Annotated in this window: 14 protein-coding genes; 3 read left to right on the top strand and 11 right to left on the bottom strand. The window is 59.0% G+C overall.

Annotation, left to right across the window (positions count from 1 at the left end):
• Positions 1-152: 152 nt before the first annotated feature.
• Together HGP17_RS12375 and HGP17_RS12370 are read right to left on the bottom strand one after the other, a co-directional pair.
• Positions 153-1613, bottom strand: a complete 1461-nt coding sequence (locus HGP17_RS12375) for a HAMP domain-containing sensor histidine kinase (protein ID WP_168809286.1) — start codon at positions 1611-1613, stop codon at positions 153-155.
• Positions 1610-2284 carry a response regulator transcription factor gene (locus HGP17_RS12370; RefSeq protein WP_168809284.1) on the bottom strand — a complete coding sequence of 225 codons (675 nt, stop codon included), beginning with the start codon at positions 2282-2284 and terminating at the stop codon, positions 1610-1612. The genes HGP17_RS12375 and HGP17_RS12370 overlap by 4 nt, the downstream gene beginning before the upstream one ends.
• Positions 2285-2588: 304 nt before the next feature.
• Between HGP17_RS12370 and HGP17_RS12365 the strand changes: the two genes are divergently transcribed.
• Positions 2589-3362: a L,D-transpeptidase gene (locus tag HGP17_RS12365; RefSeq protein ID WP_168809282.1), complete on the top strand. Its 774-nt coding sequence runs from the start codon at positions 2589-2591 to the stop codon at positions 3360-3362.
• Between the two features lie 151 nt (positions 3363-3513).
• Here the strand turns inward: HGP17_RS12365 and HGP17_RS12360 are convergent, their stop codons facing one another.
• The 5 genes from HGP17_RS12360 to HGP17_RS12340 form a co-directional block, all read right to left on the bottom strand.
• Positions 3514-3825, bottom strand: a complete 312-nt coding sequence (locus HGP17_RS12360; protein ID WP_168809280.1) for a hypothetical protein — start codon at positions 3823-3825, stop codon at positions 3514-3516.
• A gap of 296 nt (positions 3826-4121) precedes the next feature.
• Positions 4122-5222 carry a porin gene (locus tag HGP17_RS12355; RefSeq protein WP_168809278.1) on the bottom strand — a complete coding sequence of 367 codons (1101 nt, stop codon included), beginning with the start codon at positions 5220-5222 and terminating at the stop codon, positions 4122-4124.
• A gap of 411 nt (positions 5223-5633) precedes the next feature.
• Entirely contained in the window at positions 5634-6416 is a 783-nt protein-coding gene (locus tag HGP17_RS12350; protein WP_168809276.1) for an ABC transporter ATP-binding protein, read from the bottom strand.
• Positions 6413-7504 (bottom strand): iron ABC transporter permease, encoded by a 1092-nt coding sequence (locus tag HGP17_RS12345; protein ID WP_205925950.1) that lies wholly within the window; start codon positions 7502-7504, stop codon positions 6413-6415. The genes HGP17_RS12350 and HGP17_RS12345 overlap by 4 nt, the downstream gene beginning before the upstream one ends.
• A gap of 14 nt (positions 7505-7518) precedes the next feature.
• Positions 7519-8643 carry an ABC transporter substrate-binding protein gene (locus HGP17_RS12340; RefSeq protein WP_168809274.1) on the bottom strand — a complete coding sequence of 375 codons (1125 nt, stop codon included), beginning with the start codon at positions 8641-8643 and terminating at the stop codon, positions 7519-7521.
• A gap of 245 nt (positions 8644-8888) precedes the next feature.
• On the opposite strand from HGP17_RS12340, the gene HGP17_RS12335 reads away from it, so the two are divergent.
• Positions 8889-9821 (top strand): LysR family transcriptional regulator, encoded by a 933-nt coding sequence (locus HGP17_RS12335; RefSeq protein WP_168809272.1) that lies wholly within the window; start codon positions 8889-8891, stop codon positions 9819-9821.
• On the opposite strand, the gene greA is transcribed toward HGP17_RS12335, so the two are convergent.
• From greA to HGP17_RS12315, 4 genes are all read right to left on the bottom strand, one after another.
• Positions 9805-10287: a transcription elongation factor GreA gene (gene greA, locus HGP17_RS12330; protein ID WP_168809270.1), complete on the bottom strand. Its 483-nt coding sequence runs from the start codon at positions 10285-10287 to the stop codon at positions 9805-9807. The two genes, HGP17_RS12335 and greA, sit on opposite strands and share 17 nt — an antisense overlap.
• Before the next feature lie 200 nt (positions 10288-10487).
• Entirely contained in the window at positions 10488-11993 is a 1506-nt protein-coding gene (locus tag HGP17_RS12325; protein WP_168809268.1) for an aldehyde dehydrogenase family protein, read from the bottom strand.
• A gap of 52 nt (positions 11994-12045) precedes the next feature.
• A complete protein-coding gene (locus HGP17_RS12320; RefSeq protein WP_168810054.1) occupies positions 12046-13050 on the bottom strand; it encodes a hydroxyacid dehydrogenase in 1005 nt (334 codons plus the stop codon).
• 144 nt (positions 13051-13194) lie between these two features.
• Positions 13195-14022, bottom strand: coding sequence for a substrate-binding domain-containing protein (locus HGP17_RS12315; RefSeq protein ID WP_246704073.1), 828 nt, complete (start codon positions 14020-14022; stop codon positions 13195-13197).
• A gap of 426 nt (positions 14023-14448) precedes the next feature.
• Between HGP17_RS12315 and HGP17_RS12310 the strand changes: the two genes are divergently transcribed.
• Complete coding sequence (locus tag HGP17_RS12310) at positions 14449-15789, top strand: extracellular solute-binding protein (protein ID WP_168809264.1); 1341 nt, start codon at positions 14449-14451, stop codon at positions 15787-15789.
• Positions 15790-15828 lie beyond the last annotated feature (39 nt).

Here is a 15828-nt window from a genome sequence, read left to right as displayed (position 1 = left end):
GGAAAGGATGACGAAACGAACGAGCTGAGCCATGGCCGTAATCACTTTCCCCCGCGACCTAAATCATGTTCGAGGTCGAGAAATATCCTTTGCCAAAACTGTTGCAACCATAATTGGCACTGCCACAGCCATATCTGGACGTCGGCGCCTGATCACGATCCGACAGGTGCGGTGTGCTTGCCCCCTCGCCGGGCTGCTTCCGCCGGGGCGATCGATCTGATTTCCAGCCGCACGCAAAAGCCGCGGCTGGTGTCGAAGAACAACACGCGTCCGCCATGCAGCTCCGCCGCTTTCTTGACGAGGTTCAAGCCGAGGCCGGCGCCGGAGGAACTGGTATTGATACGGCGGAAAGGTTCGAAAACACGGTCCCGCTCCGCTGCCGGAATACCCGGCCCCTGATCGCAGACATCGATTGTGCCGGAAGACCCGATCCTGACGACGATGGCGCCCTTGCCGCCGCCATGATCGATTGCATTTCGGATCAGGTTCACCACCGCCATCTCGATGGTCGATGCCTGAACCACAAAGACTGCCTCCCGCGAACTCGGCTCGAAATCGAAGTCATAGCCGGCATCCATGGCAATAGGAGCCAGATCGGCGGCGATGTTCTCGACCAGAATGTTGAGGTCTTGCGGCTCGGCCCGCAGCTCGACGACGCCGATTGCCTGCATTTCCAGAAGCTGATGAGCCACCCGGGAAAGACGATCGATATCGCCGCGAAGCTGCTCGCTCACCTCGGCTTCCGGGAGAAGATCGGCCCGTGTCCGCGCAATTGCGATTGGGGTTCGTAGCTCGTGTGCCGCATCGGCAAGGAAGCGGTTATTCCTGTTATATCCTTCATCCAGCTTCGAAAGAGCCTGGTTGAACGCATCCACCATGGGAATGATCTCATACGGCACTTTCGAGCGGTCGAGCCGGGCGGAACGGGTATCGAAGTCGATCGTCTGCGCCTGCCTTGCCGTCTCTACGAGGCCGCTTAAGGAACGTCCGACCGCGCGGGGCGTGACAAGCAGCGTCGCGACGCCCGTTAGCGCGAGCATGGGGACGACCACGATCAGGATGATGAAACCCATGCCCGGCAATATGCTTAGCCAGCGGACTTCCCCATTCGGGCCCTTGGCGACATCGACATGGATGTTGATCCAGACATTGAGGCCCTCATTGGTAAAACCCCGCTCTGTCGCCGCCACGAATTGCAGCTTGCCCACCGGCGTCTCGCGATTTTCGAGAGTTGCGCGCATGCCGTTTCCGGCTTCCACGCGCGCCCGGTCGATCGTCCAGGGGAAGCGTTCGTTGAGTGGCGCCGCCGGGACGTCGCCATATTGAATGATCGCGCCGTTCACGTCCCGAATGGTAAACCATAGCTCCGGATATCGACGCTTGAGTTCTGCGATTTCCGGAGTTTCGGCGACCTGCAACCCGCCGTCTGCGTTCTTCGTGACGTGTTCGGCAACAACGCGGACAGCTTCCTCATTGGCATCTTCGAGCTCTGGATTGATGATCCAGATCCAACCGACGAGCAGAACGACGAACAGAACGAGAAGACATGCCTGCAACATGATCAGGCGCTTGATCAGCCCCCATCGCAACGATCGGCTGCGCTCCGCCTTCATGCCTTGGCCCGGATCAGATAGCCGATATTGCGCACGGCCCTGATCTCGGCCGTCGCTTCGGCGAGAACGAGCTTCTTTCGGATACGGGAAATGTGCGCATCCAGCGCGTTCGAGCCGATTTCATCCTCCAGCGCATACACCGCCTCGATCAGGTTGGATCTGGTGACGATGCGATTGGGGCGGCGCATCAGGGCTTCCAGCACCAGATACTCTCGCCGTGGGAACTCGACCACGGTCCCTTCGATGGAAACTTCGTTGCTGCGGGGATCGACACTGAGATTGCCGAACTTCAGGTATTTGTCCGAGATCGTCGGGCCACGCCTCTGCAGTGCCCGCAAGCGGGCGAGCAGCTCCTCGATCGCGAAGGGCTTTGCAAGATAATCGTCGGCACCACTATCGAGGCCGTCGACCCGATGGTCCACACTGCCGAGGGCTGTGAGAACCAGGATCGGCGCCGGATGCTTGCGCTGGCGAAGCGATGCAACGAGATCGAGCCCTTCACCATCCGGCAGACGGCGATCCAGCACCAGCACATCATAGGTGCCGACACGCGCCATCGCATCGGCATCCGCAATGGTTCGCACGTGGTCGGCAAGGACGTCACGGCGTCTGAGCGCCTCCAGCAAAGCGCGCGCCATTTCAGGCTCGTCCTCAAGCAGCAAGATTCGCAATGGCCACTCCTTAAAGGAGACAGCGCCCCCGCGGTCCCCTTGCCCCACTGATATGCCAAAGATTGCCGATACATTACATGTCGGGTTCCACCATGGAGCACAAGAGAGGTTTGGAGATTTGCTTAGGTCCGCGCCTGCGCCTTTGTTGTAAAAAGCCAACACCTGGAAGCCAAATCTGTAAGGGGGCATCACAGGCGCGTCATGTGCCGTCCTGTCGAGCCAATCCGGCCACAAAGCGGCCATACAGCTCACGCGATAGATTCGTCCACCAACCACCCTTACGTAGTAATCTCACCAAGATCCAATGACACGCATTTTATCTTCCCTATCCCGTCGAACCTTCTTGTTCGGTTCGCTGGCCGCCAGCGCTGCGTTGGCTGGCTGCTCCACCGTATCCGGCCCGCAAACCACACCAGGCGAGCAGGCAAAATTGCCGACACCATTGCCTGTCGTGCCGCCGGTCGAGAAAGTGGCCGAACCCGTCACCACTCCGACAGTGTCGCCGGAAATTGCGGCTCGCTATGCACAGGTCGATGATGCCGGCTTTAAAATTCCGGCCGTTCCATACGAGAAGATCAATCCGAAATATTATCGCCAGGAAGTGCCGAATCCGACGGGTGAGCCTGCGGGCACCGTGGTCGTCGACACCGTTTCACGCTACCTCTACCTAGTGCTGCCGGGTGGCAAGGCGATACGCTATGGCGTGGGGATCGGCCGCGAGGGATTTGCCTGGAAAGGCGAAGGCGTCATTCACTGGCGTCAGCATTGGCCGCGCTGGAAGCCGCCTTCGGATATGATCGCCCGGCAGCCCGGCCTCGAGAAATTCTCCGTCGCCAACGGCGGCATGGCGCCTGGCTTGAAAAACCCGCTCGGCGCGCGTGCGCTTTATATCTTCCAGGATGGCAAGGACACGCTTTATCGCCTGCACGGCACGCCTGATTGGAAATCGATCGGCAAGGCCACGTCTTCGGGCTGCGTCAGGCTCATCAATCAGGATGTGATCGATCTTTATGACCGCATCCCCTACCATGCACGCATCGTCGTCTACCAGACACCACTGCCGGGATCGTCGACCTGAGATGCAGACCGCCTGGTCTACTAAGGTGTGACGGTAATCACAATCAAACCGGTTCAAGCTTTATATCAAACGGCAGGAGCAATTGTCGCTCCTGCCGTTTGATTTGAAAAGCCCGGTCAATCGACCGGGATATGGCACAGCTGCCACCAAATCAGTGGTTCTTGTTCGGTCCCTTGCCGGTGCCGAAAGAGCAGGTCTTGATCTTGCAGTTCGGATCGTCGCTCGTCGGCACGCTGGCGCTGGCCATGGCGCCCTGGCCGAGGCACGCCATCGAGTTCGAGACAGTCCGGTTGTACATCATCATGCCTGGATGGTGCGAAGGATATCGCAGAACGATCGAACCTTCCTGAGCCATCTTTTCGTGCACGGTCGCACAGGACATCGATTTGGAATTATAGGCCGACATGGCCATGGCATTGGTGGACATCATTCCAATTGCCGCAACTATGATCATCGTCTTCATGGGGGCTTCCTTTGATCAACGCCAAATGGCGCCTCGCGAAGGCTTATTCCCTCATTCACATCACATTTATGACAGTAAGCCGACTTCCATTCAGACGGTATGTATAATTTCCTGCGGCAAATTGACCGTAAAATACGGCCCCATCACCAAGCAGGCCGATTGTTGCTTAATATGGACAGTTAGACTGCGAAAAGTGCTGACGGCCGGGCGTTTTCACTTATTCGTGACAAACGAAAAAAGGCCCGGTGCGAACACCGGGCCTCTCTCAAATTTCAGGTAAAACCAAGCCGAAAAGCTTAGAACGTCCGTTCGAAGCGCAGGATACCCGAGAAAGTATCGTCGCCCGGTACGTCGTAGTGAACGTAGGTCACTTCCGGCTCGACGAGCAGGTTCTTGACCGGGTTGAACTTCAGGTTCGTCGTAGCTTCGAAGATCTTGGAGTCGGTATAGGCAAGCTGGACGTTCCACTTCAGCTTGTCGTTGACCGGAACGCCAACGCCGCCCCAGACAGCCCAGTCGCCCCAGCCGCAATCGGCACCCTTAACAACGCCCGTGGACGTCGTGCAGGCCGAAACGTTCTGGTTCGAACCGGCATACTGGTTCAGCTTGTCGCCATCGGTGTTCCAGCCGCCCATCAGGAAGGCCGAGAAGACGCCGAAATCAGCGTCGATACGGGCCTTGATGGCGCCTTCTTCGACGATGGAATCGTAGCCGCCAACAACGCGGAACTGCCAGGCACCGGCCTTATAGCCGAGACCGGCGACAACGTTCGGCGCATAGTGGTCGGATTCGGACAGCTGCCAGCTGCCGCCGTAAGCGCTCGTGGTGGTTCCGGAGTTGCTGTCTTCGAGCGAGATGACGCCCGTGAAGCCGGTACCGCTGTCGTAGTTATAGGTCAGCTGATTCAGTTCGTACGGACCGTCATAGATCACGTCGTCCTGGATAACGTCGCCGGCATAACCGACGAACTGGTTATACTGCGAGTCTGTCTTACCGACGGTGAAGCCGCCGAGAGTGATGTAAGCCCAGAGAAGATTGGTGCCGGTTGCGCCGCCGTCATTCCAATCCCAACGAACGATCGTCTCGGTCTTCAACGGACCGTATTCCGTATCGGTCGCCGTGTTGACATTCAGTTCGGCGCGGGTGTGCCACTTCGTGCCGAAATTGCTGTCACGGTTGTAAGGATCCTTCCACTGGCCTTCGGTGCGAACCTTGCCGCCGACGCGCAGGCAGGTTTCCGTGCCGGGAATAAAGAAATAGCCGGCGCCGTATGCGTCGCAGATGCGAACATATTCCAACGGTTCCGGTTCTGCAGCGACAATGGCGTCCGCCGCATGTGCACCGGATACGGCGCAGAGGGCTGCGGCAGATCCGATAAGCAAGCTCTTGAGGTTCATGGTAACTCCATCTTCATACGAACTTGCGCGACAACGAACCTGGGGGGCCGTTCGACATCAAGTTTCAGTGGCAAGCCAGAAGCATGGGCGCTTCATATGCTTGATGAGGATGCTGCTGTGCTCGCCCTTCCACAAGAACCTAAAAGAATGTGACAGTGCGTACACACAATGTGTTGCCTAAAAAGCGCAGCCCTTTCAATGGCTGCCGGCAATAAGCGGTTTTATTGGCCTAGAATCACGAAATAGCAGGCGAAAAACCCTCCTCAGGTCCATCACGGCAATGTGACCTCCACCAATTGTGACAGTTTATCCACCGTCTTAAGGACACAGAATTGGCGTCCTGCCGCAGTGCGTGTAATTGACCGGCGAATCTCGGGCCGCCGACGCCGCCCAATATTGATTGCAATGCGCTTATGAATGCAACGTGCCGTCGACCATGATCTGGATACGACCATGGCTACAGTGCTCGACCCGCGCCTCAATGCCGTAAATCTCGCCAAGGAGATGGGGGGTGATGATGCGCTCCGGCTCACCATGGGCCTTGAGTTCGCCATCCTTGAGCATGGCGACCGTATCGGCATAACGAAGGGCGAGCGGGACGTCGTGAAGGACAGCGATCACGATCGCGCCCTGCTCGCGCGCCAAGGCTGCTGCGGACTCCATGACCCGGATCTGATGCTTGAGATCGAGCGCGCTCGTCGGTTCATCGAGCAGCAGCACATCGGGACGACGCACGACGGCCTGTGCCAGCGCAACCATCTGACGCTGTCCTCCCGAAAGCTCCGATAGCAATTGCATGGACAGGTCGCTGGCGCCAAGACGGGCAAGGGCGTCATAGGCTTGGTGCATCGATGCTTCGCGACCCATGACACCGCTGCAGGCGCTCATAACTGCTTCGATGACCGGCAACGCAATGCCCGGTGGCTGCGATTGCGGCATGTAGGCAATCTTCTTCGCGCGCTCCACTCTGGACAAACGTGAGAGATCGAGACCATCGAGCAAGATCCGGCCCGAGGCGGAACCAAGGCCAGCAATGCCACGAAGCAGTGTGGACTTGCCGGCGGCATTCGGGCCGAGAAGCGTAAGAACTGCACCGCGCGGGATCGGCCCCAGCGAAAACGAATGAACGACCTTCTTGCGGCCATAGGCGACGGCAAGATTGCTGATGACGAGACCCTGGGTGCCATCGGTCATCGGCCTGGCCTTGCATTGAAGATGAGGACGACAAAAACCGGTACACCGACGAGAGCCGTCACAATACCAACCGGCACGACGAGCCCCGGCAGAACCGTCTTGCTGGCAATCGATGAAAGCGACAGCAACAGCGCACCGATCAGGGTGCTTGCCGGCAGCGCAAAGCGCTGGTCCTCACCCACCAGAAGCCGCGCTATATGCGGTCCCACAAGACCAATGAAACCAATGGTTCCGACGAAGGCAACCGCCATGGCCGATAGAAGGCTGATGCGCAGCAGCGAGAAATACCGCAGCCGCACCACGTCGATACCAAAGCTGATGGCGCGTTCCTCACCCATGCGCAACGCGGTCATGCGTCCTGCCGAAGCAAAGGATAAGGGCATGACCACGGCAAGCGCAATGGCAAGGACTCCGACCTTGTCCCAGGTGGCCCGCGCCAGGCTGCCGACGGACCAAAACACCAGCTGCTGCAAAGCATCTTCCGTCGCAATCAGCTGAAACAGCAAAACGACGGCGTTGCAGCTGAAGACGAGCGCGATGCCCAGCAGAACCATCGTCTCCATGCTGGCCGCCCGCAGGCGCGACAGCGCATCGAGCAAAAGAACCGAGCCGAAGGCAAAGGCGAAGGCGGCTAACGAGATCAGCCAATTATAAGGAAGCCAGGACACGGTCAGATGAAAGACGATGACGGTCGAAGCCCCGAGAGCGGCGGCAGACGCAACGCCGAGTGTGAAAGGGCTGGCAAGCGGATTGTTGAGAACGACCTGCATCTCTGCGCCGGCGAGCGAAAGCGACGACCCGACGAGTAGCGCCATCAGCGCGAAAGGCAGACGAACATTCCAGATGATCGCGCGGTCCGTCGGCGAAAGGTCCGATGGATGGAGGATCCCATGAAGGAGATCGGCGACACCCATACCGGAGGAGCCCGTCACCAGATCATAGCCGAACGAGGCCAGAAGCAGCCCGAACAGCAGCGCCATGATGATCGATCGCCTGAAGACAAGGCCGCGATAGGCAAGCCTCGTGCGCGCGAAACCGGCTGCATTGCCGGCTTCAGCTTCACTCCGCGAGGTCACGGGCAGATCCATTCACCGGCATCCCATCAATTTGCGGCGCTGGGTTCGACCCAGTAGGTGCCGACATTGTCGATGGCAAGCAGAGACTTGGCCATGTCCTGCTGCGTTTTGGCCGGGTCGATATCCTTGAAGAGTTCGGGATGGATCCATTTTGCCAAGGCTTCGATCGCCACGATATTGTACGGCGAATTGTAGAAATCGTGCCATAGACCAAAGGCCTTGTGGTCGCGGATGGCACGCAGATTCTTGAATTCTGGCCGGCCCAGCACCGCATCCAGGCTCTTCTGCGCAGTCTCCTTCTCGACACCGGCACCGAGGAGCAGGCCCGGAGCGCGGTTGCCCGTGGCGACGTAAATATCGGGATCCGCATGGAGAACATATTCGACGGCGACATCGCCGATGGCACCGGGGACGACATTTGCCGCAATGTTGCGCCCGCCGACGGCGGCGACGAACTGTCCAAGGCCGCCATTGCCGGTCGTATGCCCTGGAGCCTGCCACACACCTGCCAGAAGCTCGACAAACACGCTGGGCTTCTGCTCATCCTTCAGCGCAGAAACGCGCGAGGTAATTGCGCCGAGATGTTGTGCGTAGAAATCCGTAAACTGCTTCGCCTCGGCCTGACGACCAATCGCCTCGCCGATCAACGCGATGCTCTTCGGCGTATTTTCGATCGGTGAAACGCGGAAGTCGACATAGAGAACAGCAACGCCGGCCTGCGACAGAGTGTCGGCGATCGGGCTGTGGGCCTTTGGACCTTCCCCGGCAACGCTGAAAATCACAAGATCGGGCTTGAGAGCAAGAATGGTCTCGACGCTTACGCTGACTTCGGAGGTTTCACCGATGACGGCAATGTCGGCGACGGCCGGAAACTTCTTCTTGTAGACGTCGAAAGTGTGCGGATCGAGCTTGCGCAGATCGTTCTGCCAGCCAACGACGCGTTGGAACGGATTGTCGCGGTCGAGCAGAGCCAAGGCATAGCTCAGCCGGCCTTCGCCGAGCACGACGCGTGAAACGTGATCGGGCACGTTGACCTTGCGGCCAAGCACATCGGTCACCTCACCCGCATGCGAGAGAGCTGGAAAAATCAAGCCCAGTGACAGAAGGGCAAGAACACGCAACGCCTTGAACAGCGAGCCGGCAATCGTCATCAAGAACACTCCCTGGCGTTCCAATCGTTAAAATCATTGTACAGACACGCTTGCTTCCAGAGCGAACAAATCCCGCCGCAACGGGTCAAGCTGGCTGACACATTGGGCGTCTCTTGCCTCAAACCACCTTGGCAGGGAACTGAAACCTCATCATACCCATATGAATAATATGAATTTCGATCTCCACTTTTTGCTGCAAATGTGCATGTTGCCGACATCAAACGAAATATCGACGATCGGCATCCATGCAGTCCCCGAACATAAACAGCATCGACCTCAATCTTCTGCGCGTGTTCGACGCCGTATTTCGAGAGGGAAACATTCTGCGCGCCGCACAACGGCTGGGCATGAGCCAGCCGGCCGCCAGCCATGCGCTCGCCCGCCTGCGCCATGCGCTGAACGACGATCTCTTCGTGCGCTCTGCACAGGGCATGCTGCCGACCTCTCGCGCCGAACAGCTCGCCGAGCCGATCAGACAGGCACTCAGTTATTTCGAACTCGGCCTTCAATCGGGACCATTCGAACCGGCGACGTCGAAGCAGAAATTCAAGCTTGCCGTCGACAATTGCTCGGCGATCGCGCTGACATCGAAAATCGTCCTTGCCGTCGGCGCCGTTGCGCCCGCCGTATCGCTGAACCTGCGCCCCAGCGGCACGGCCGATATCGACCCGATGATCGATGCATCGGAACTCGATCTTTTCATCGGTCGCCCCGGTGAGGACCGGGAAAGGTTCGCATCCGAGGAATTGAGCAGTGACGATTTCGTGATCGTGCATCGCTCGGAGCTGCGAACGGCGCAATCGCCGATGACGACGGAGGAATTGATAGAAAGGTCACATCTGCATTTGTCGTCGGCAGGCGACGACACCGGCTTTCTCGATCAGTGGCTGGCCGAGCGACAGGTTCATCGGCAGGTGAAGCACTCCGTTCCCTTGCTTGGATGCACCGCCGTGCTGCAGGAGCAGGATGTCTATGTGCCGATGAGGCGCCCCATCGCCAAGGCTATTTGCAAGGGGACCAATCTTGCGATCAGCGAGCTTCCGTTCGCATCACCGCGGATCGCCACCTGCATGCGATGGCACCGCAGACTGGACTCGCAGCCTGCGCACATCTGGTTGCGCGAGACGATCAGAAAAGCAGTGGCATCGAGCGGCCAGCGGCCTATTCAATCGCGGTGATCTCCAGCTCGCCATTGCCGAAACTGACGAAATCGCCGACCGCCCTCCCCATCAGAAGCCGTGCGACCGGCGAAACATAGGAAATCGACCCAGCCTTCGGATCGGCCTCGTCCTCGCCGACAATGCGATATTTCTGCACGCGACCATCGTCACGGCTATAGGTTACCGTGCTTCCGAAAGCGACAACATCGTGGGAGGCGGGTGCCGGCATGACGTCGGCCGTGCGCACGCGCTCGACGAGATAGCGCACGTCGCGCAGCGGGATCGCACCCTGTCGCCGACGTTCGTTGACGTCTTCGATCGAGGTCGTCGCATCGTACGCCTCGCGCGCCTGATGAAGTTGCTGCTCCAGCGCCTTCAATCCCGCTTCGGTCACAAGGTTCGGATGTGGAGAAATCGCGCGGTCGGGCAGCAGTGTTTCTGCAGCCGTTTCGGCGCTTTCCTCCTTCATGAAGGCTGTACTCACTATCAGGCTCCGCTTTGACCATGCCTTCCCGACCATGAACGCATGGCAAGCGGGAGCGGCACAGATCACACACCAAACCAACACTATATCACAGACAAACAGCCCCGGAACAAATGTCCGGGGCTTTATCTTGATCCCACGTTGCGATGAGCAATTTGTGTTCGAGAATGACGGCTATCGAGGCGAAAACGGCGGAGCGATCACCCCGGAAAGGCAGACAGCGTCACATGCACGCTTTTCAGCTCGGAGTATTCGTCGAAGCCGTGTCGACCCAGCTCGCGGCCGACACCACTCTGTTTGTAGCCGCCGATCGCCAGTTGCGGTGCACCGTCACCCATGCCGTTGATCCAGGTTCTGCCTGCCTTGATACGACGGATCACCTGAAAGGCGGTGGAAAGATTGGTCGACCAGACACAGGCCGAAAGACCAAAGGGCGTGTCGTTTGCCATGCGAATAGCCTCTTCTGCCGTCCTGAAGCGGAAAGTGGTCAACACAGGGCCGAAGATTTCGTCCTGAGCGATGCTCATCTGCTCCGTGACACCGGTGAAGATCGTCGGTGCATAAAAGGCACCGGCCTCGCCAAGCCTGTCGCCTCCCACCAGAACCTGCGCACCGTCGGCCTTACCCTGGTGGACATAGCCCGAGACCTTGTCCAGGTGTGCCTGGTGAATGAGAGCACCGACATCGACCCGATCGTTCAGCGGATCTCCCGTCACGATCTTCGCCGCCACTTTCTGAACCTTTTCGAGCAGTGCGTCGGCAATGCTCTCATGAACGATCAGGCGGCTGCCGGAAATGCAGACCTGGCCGGAGCAATGGAAAACGCCGCCGGAAATCTTCGCAGCCGCTGCATCGAGATCGGCATCGGCGAAGACCACCTGCGGCCCCTTGCCTCCAAGCTCCAGCCCGACCTTCTTGATGTTTTGTCCCGCAAGGGCTCCGATCAGGCGCCCGACGCGTTGCGAGCCCGTGAAGTTGACGACATCGACATCGGGATGCTCCGCCAGAATCTGGCCGACATCGGCTCCGTAGCCGGTAATGACATTGAGGACGCCGGCAGGCAGGCCAGCCTCGAGCGCAAGTTCGGCCATGCGGATTGTCGAGCCCGACGTGAATTCGCTCGGTTTGATGACAACGGTGCAGCCCGCGCCGATCGCCCAGGGAATACGTTCCGAGCCGATCAGCAGCGGGAAATTCCAAGGCGTGATCAGCCCCACGACACCAGCGGGCTCACGAAGAATGAGGCCGAGCGTGTTCGGACCGAGATCATTATGCGCCTCGCCCTCGAGCCCCTGGGCATGGCCGGCCGCATAGCGCCAGAGGCTGGCGGAAAAGCCCATCTCGCCTCGCGCCTGGCTGATCGCCTTGCCCACTTCCAGCGCTTCGATGGTCGCAAGTTCCTCGATATTTGCTTCGATCAGGTCGCCGATACGGTTCATGATGCGAGCGCGCTCGCCCCCGGTCATCTTCGGCCACGGCCCGGTATCGAATGCACGGCGCGCGGCCGCAATCGCAATCTCGGCATCCTCGCGCGTGCCCTTCGGGATCGTGCTGACGACGTGACCCGGATGTGCCGGACTTTCACGCGTAATCGTTTCTCCGGACAGCGCCTGGGCCGATTTGCCATCGATCACCATGCCGTAGCGACGCTGCCTCAGGAGCCGCGGATCGTCCAGGCGAGGTGCGATAAAGGAGAATGCGGTCATGGTCGTTTTCCTCACACGATGAAATTTCAATCGTCCTGTCCCAACCGGCATCTTAAGCCTGATGATGCAGGCTCTCCAAGGTCAGCTTGTGCAATAAAGGCTTACCGGCAGCGAAACGCTCGATTTCGTCGGTGATAAGCCGGCCGAGCCGGTGACGCTCATTGCCGATCGCACCAGCGATATGGGGCGTTAGAAGGACATTCGGCAGATCATAAAGCGGCGATGTCGGCGCTGGCGCTTCCGGCTCCGTGACGTCGAGAATGGCCGATAGCCTGCCGCTCGACAGCTCCGCCTCCAGCGCCGCCTGGTCGACAAGCCCGCCTCGCGCCGTGTTGATCAACGTTGCGCCATCTGCCATGCGAGCCAGCATGTCGGCGTCGATCATGTGCTTCGTCGCAGCAAGAAGCGGCGCATGCAGCGAGACCGTCTGGCACTCGCTCATCAGCTCTGGCAGGGAGACGGACCGGGTTCCAAGCTTTGCAGCCTCATCGGCGTTCACCAGCGGATCATACAGCAGAATATCCATGTCGTGCGGACGAAGCAGCTCAAGCACGCGGCGGCCTATTCTCGACGCGCCGACGATGCCAACCCTCTTGTGCCAGCTTCCGCTGTCGCCATCGAACGATTGATGCATCTCGAGCACTCGTCGCTGCTGCGCGTAAAGTCGCTGAAAGCGAAACACATCCTTGTTCGCAAAAAGGATAGCAGCAAGCGCAAACTCGGCGACTGGGATCGCGTTGGCGGCGGCGGCATTCGTCACCTCGATACCGCGCTCGAAGACATGAGTTCCCGTTAGATGCTTTACGGATCCTGCCGCGTGCGCCACCAGCTTCAGAGAGGATGCAGCCTCCAATGTCGATTGATCGATGGTCGGGCAACCCCATCCGCTCACCAGAATATCGGTCTGCGCCAGCTGCTCCCTCGCACCCTCGCTTTGAAATTCCCGCAGAGGCTCGCTCGAAACAATCCGGCAGCAGGCTGCAAGCCGATTGAGATCAGACGGGGAAAACAGTTTATCGATCCCAAGAGGCCCGAAGGCGAAGCTTAGTCTTGGCAAAGATGTGGTATGCGGCGGCGATGACAACGGCGAACTCCTGGCGGAACGCTGTCCGCAAATGCTGAACGGCAATCGGGCCGCCTGCGAAAATGAGATCGCACACAAACGCAAATTACGCAATATGAATGCAAATATTTCTTTTATTCACGCAAATTGCGCTACCGTAGCGCCAGCCTGTAACCTAACGGCGCATTCGAGCTGGATCGGCATCGCGTCCGGCTCCGCAATTCGGCGCTGCGCGAGTAAAATCGCCTGCTGGGCCATTTCCAGACAATTGACGCGCATTGTCGTCAGCCGCGGATGCATCATCGCGGCGTAGGGCAAATCGTCGAATCCAACAACCGAAATCTCGCCCGGAACGGCAAGCCCCACCGCCTCCAGCGCATTCATCAAACGGAACGCGCCCATATCGTTGGCGCAGAACACGCTTGTCCAACCCGCCTCGCCTTTCGCGCGCCGCTCAACTTCAGCCAAAAGCGCCGTATCTGCCCCATTAGCAACGCCGATCGCCGTGCAGGATGCATCGGGAAAGTCTTCAAGTGCTGCGTAAAAACCCCGGCGACGCTGGATGGTCGTCCAGCGTGTATGGTCATGTATGTAAAGCAATTTCCTGTGGCCTGCCTCCAGCAGCAGGCGCCCGGCCGTTCTCGCGCCATAGAAGTTGTTGGGTGCCACGCAGTCAAACCGCATGTCGGGATCGTAGCCATTCACGAGCACGGCTGCGTGCCCGCCGCTGAGAAAGTAACCCGCCAAATCATGGGAAATGTCGATACCGACGAAAATCGTCACGCTGGCATCTTCCTGCTGCTGGTCCCGCACCATCCGGTCGGGGCCGAGCGAAGTTTCATCCACCATGCGAATGGAAAGACTAAAGCCGCCGTCACGCGCCTTGTCGCGCAGCCCGGCAATGACGGCTTCATAAAAAGGCGCAAGTCCCCCCGTCGCCAGACTGCCCGTCACATAGGCGCGCAAATGTTTTGTCGGAGCCGCCGTCACACGGCCTCGGCCGAAATAGCCGGCATCCTCCGCAATTTTGCGAATTTGCATGCGGCGTTCGTCGCTGATCCCGCGCGCATCGGAAAGTGCGCGGGATACCGTGCTGACGGAAACGCCCGCCGCTTTGGCAATTTCGAGCTGATTTGCGTTGGATTTAGGTGATCGAGTCACAAGCCTACCCTTTAATGACCCTGATAATCAGGGGTTTTTCCGGAGAAATCCATCCATGGACAAGGATATCAACGGCTCTATCTGCCCAGCATACGCGAAAGTTACGACATATTTTGCATAAGTTCGCAAATTGCGCAATTGACAACGCAAATTGCGCGTGATGAATTGCGCGATATCACGAAAGGGCCGATCCGGGAGGGTGCGGCTTCATCGAATGTGGGAGGACATGCAATGACCAACGACATGAAGAAAGATGCCATCCAGCTTGCGCTGAGCCGGCGCCAGCTGCTTCAGGCAGCCGGTGTGGGTGCTGCCGCAGCGGCATTTTCCGGCTTCGGCGCTTCTGCCGTCGCCCAGAAAAAGGTCGAGCTGACCATGTGGGCCTGGACGCCCGACACGCAGGCCGAAATCGATCTGTTCACCAAGGCTTTCCCGCATATCAGCGTCAAGCTTGAGAACGCAGGCCAGGGCCCGGCGGAATACGTCAAGCTGCGCAACGCGATCCAGGCCGGCACCGGCCTGCCGGATGTGGGTCAGGTCGAATTCACCAACATCCCGGGATTCCGACAGCTGGATGCGCTGCTCGACATGGGCAAATACGGCGCAAACGACGTGAAGGACAAGTTCATCGACTGGACCTGGACTTCCGCCTCTGATGGCGATGCCGTCTATGGCATTCCGTGGGATTCCGGTCCGATGGGCATTCTCTACCGCGCCGACGTGCTTGAGGCACACAAGATCGAGGTGCCGAAGACCTGGGCGGCCTTCGCCGAGAGCTCCAAGGCACTCACCAAGGCTTCGCCCGACACCTATCTGACCAATTTCGGCGGCACGGCCGACGGCGGCTGGGTTATTGCTCTTCTCGCCCAGGCCGGCTGGAAACCGTTTGAGCTCAACGGCACCGACCTCAAGCTCAATCTGAACGATGCAGTCGCAAAGAAGTGGGCCGCCTACTGGCAGGACCTCATCGATGCCAAGGCCGTTGGCGTGAAGACGCCGGTCTGGACCACTGATTGGTTCACAGGCCTCGACGAAGGCACCTATGCATCGTGGATGACCGGTGCCTGGGGAGCCGTGTTCATTCCGCAGTTCGCCAAGAAGAGCAATGGCCATTGGCGCGCCGCTCCCCTGCCGCAGTGGGATGAAGGCAAATACGTTACCGCCAATCTCGGCGGCTCGACATTCGCCGTATTCAAGACTTCGAAGCACCCGAAGGAAGCCACTCAGCTTGCGACGTTCCTGGGCGCGGATCCGCAAACGGCCCGTCTGTGGAACACCAAGCAGTTCCTGTTCCCCGTGCTCAAGGAACTTGTCGCAGATCCCGAGCTGATCAATCACAAGTACGATCTCTATGGCGGCCAGGCCGTCAACGAGGTCTTCGTCGAAGCAGCCAAGCATGTCGACTCCTCGTTCCAGTATGCGCCGTTCCAGGATTATCTCGCTGGCCAGGTGCAGCAGGAACTCTCCGCCTCGATCGGCGGAAAGGGATCACTCAGCGATGCATTCGATCGTCTGCAGGAAGGCGTCAGCGCCTACTGCGCCGATCAGGGATATACGGTTTCCAAAAGTTGATCGTCAGCATGCGGGGGCTCAGCCCCCGCATATGTTTTT

Source organism: Rhizobium sp. P38BS-XIX, from assembly GCF_012641435.1.
Taxonomy (GTDB): Bacteria; Pseudomonadota; Alphaproteobacteria; order Rhizobiales; family Rhizobiaceae; genus Rhizobium.
The sequence above is the reverse complement of the archived record's forward strand: the minus strand, read 5'-3'. Positions and strand labels throughout refer to the sequence as shown.

Coding starts and splice junctions, on each gene's coding strand:
- HGP17_RS12355 (WP_168809278.1), bottom strand. CDS start 5,222: ATGAACCTCAAGAGCTTGCTTATCGGATCTGCCGCAGCCCTCTGCGCC.
- HGP17_RS12310 (WP_168809264.1), top strand. CDS start 14,449: ATGACCAACGACATGAAGAAAGATGCCATCCAGCTTGCGCTGAGCCGG.
- HGP17_RS12335 (WP_168809272.1), top strand. CDS start 8,889: ATGCAGTCCCCGAACATAAACAGCATCGACCTCAATCTTCTGCGCGTG.
- HGP17_RS12345 (WP_205925950.1), bottom strand. CDS start 7,504: ATGGATCTGCCCGTGACCTCGCGGAGTGAAGCTGAAGCCGGCAATGCA.
- HGP17_RS12365 (WP_168809282.1), top strand. CDS start 2,589: ATGACACGCATTTTATCTTCCCTATCCCGTCGAACCTTCTTGTTCGGT.
- HGP17_RS12360 (WP_168809280.1), bottom strand. CDS start 3,825: ATGAAGACGATGATCATAGTTGCGGCAATTGGAATGATGTCCACCAAT.
- HGP17_RS12340 (WP_168809274.1), bottom strand. CDS start 8,643: ATGACGATTGCCGGCTCGCTGTTCAAGGCGTTGCGTGTTCTTGCCCTT.
- HGP17_RS12350 (WP_168809276.1), bottom strand. CDS start 6,416: ATGACCGATGGCACCCAGGGTCTCGTCATCAGCAATCTTGCCGTCGCC.
- HGP17_RS12325 (WP_168809268.1), bottom strand. CDS start 11,993: ATGACCGCATTCTCCTTTATCGCACCTCGCCTGGACGATCCGCGGCTC.
- HGP17_RS12375 (WP_168809286.1), bottom strand. CDS start 1,613: ATGAAGGCGGAGCGCAGCCGATCGTTGCGATGGGGGCTGATCAAGCGC.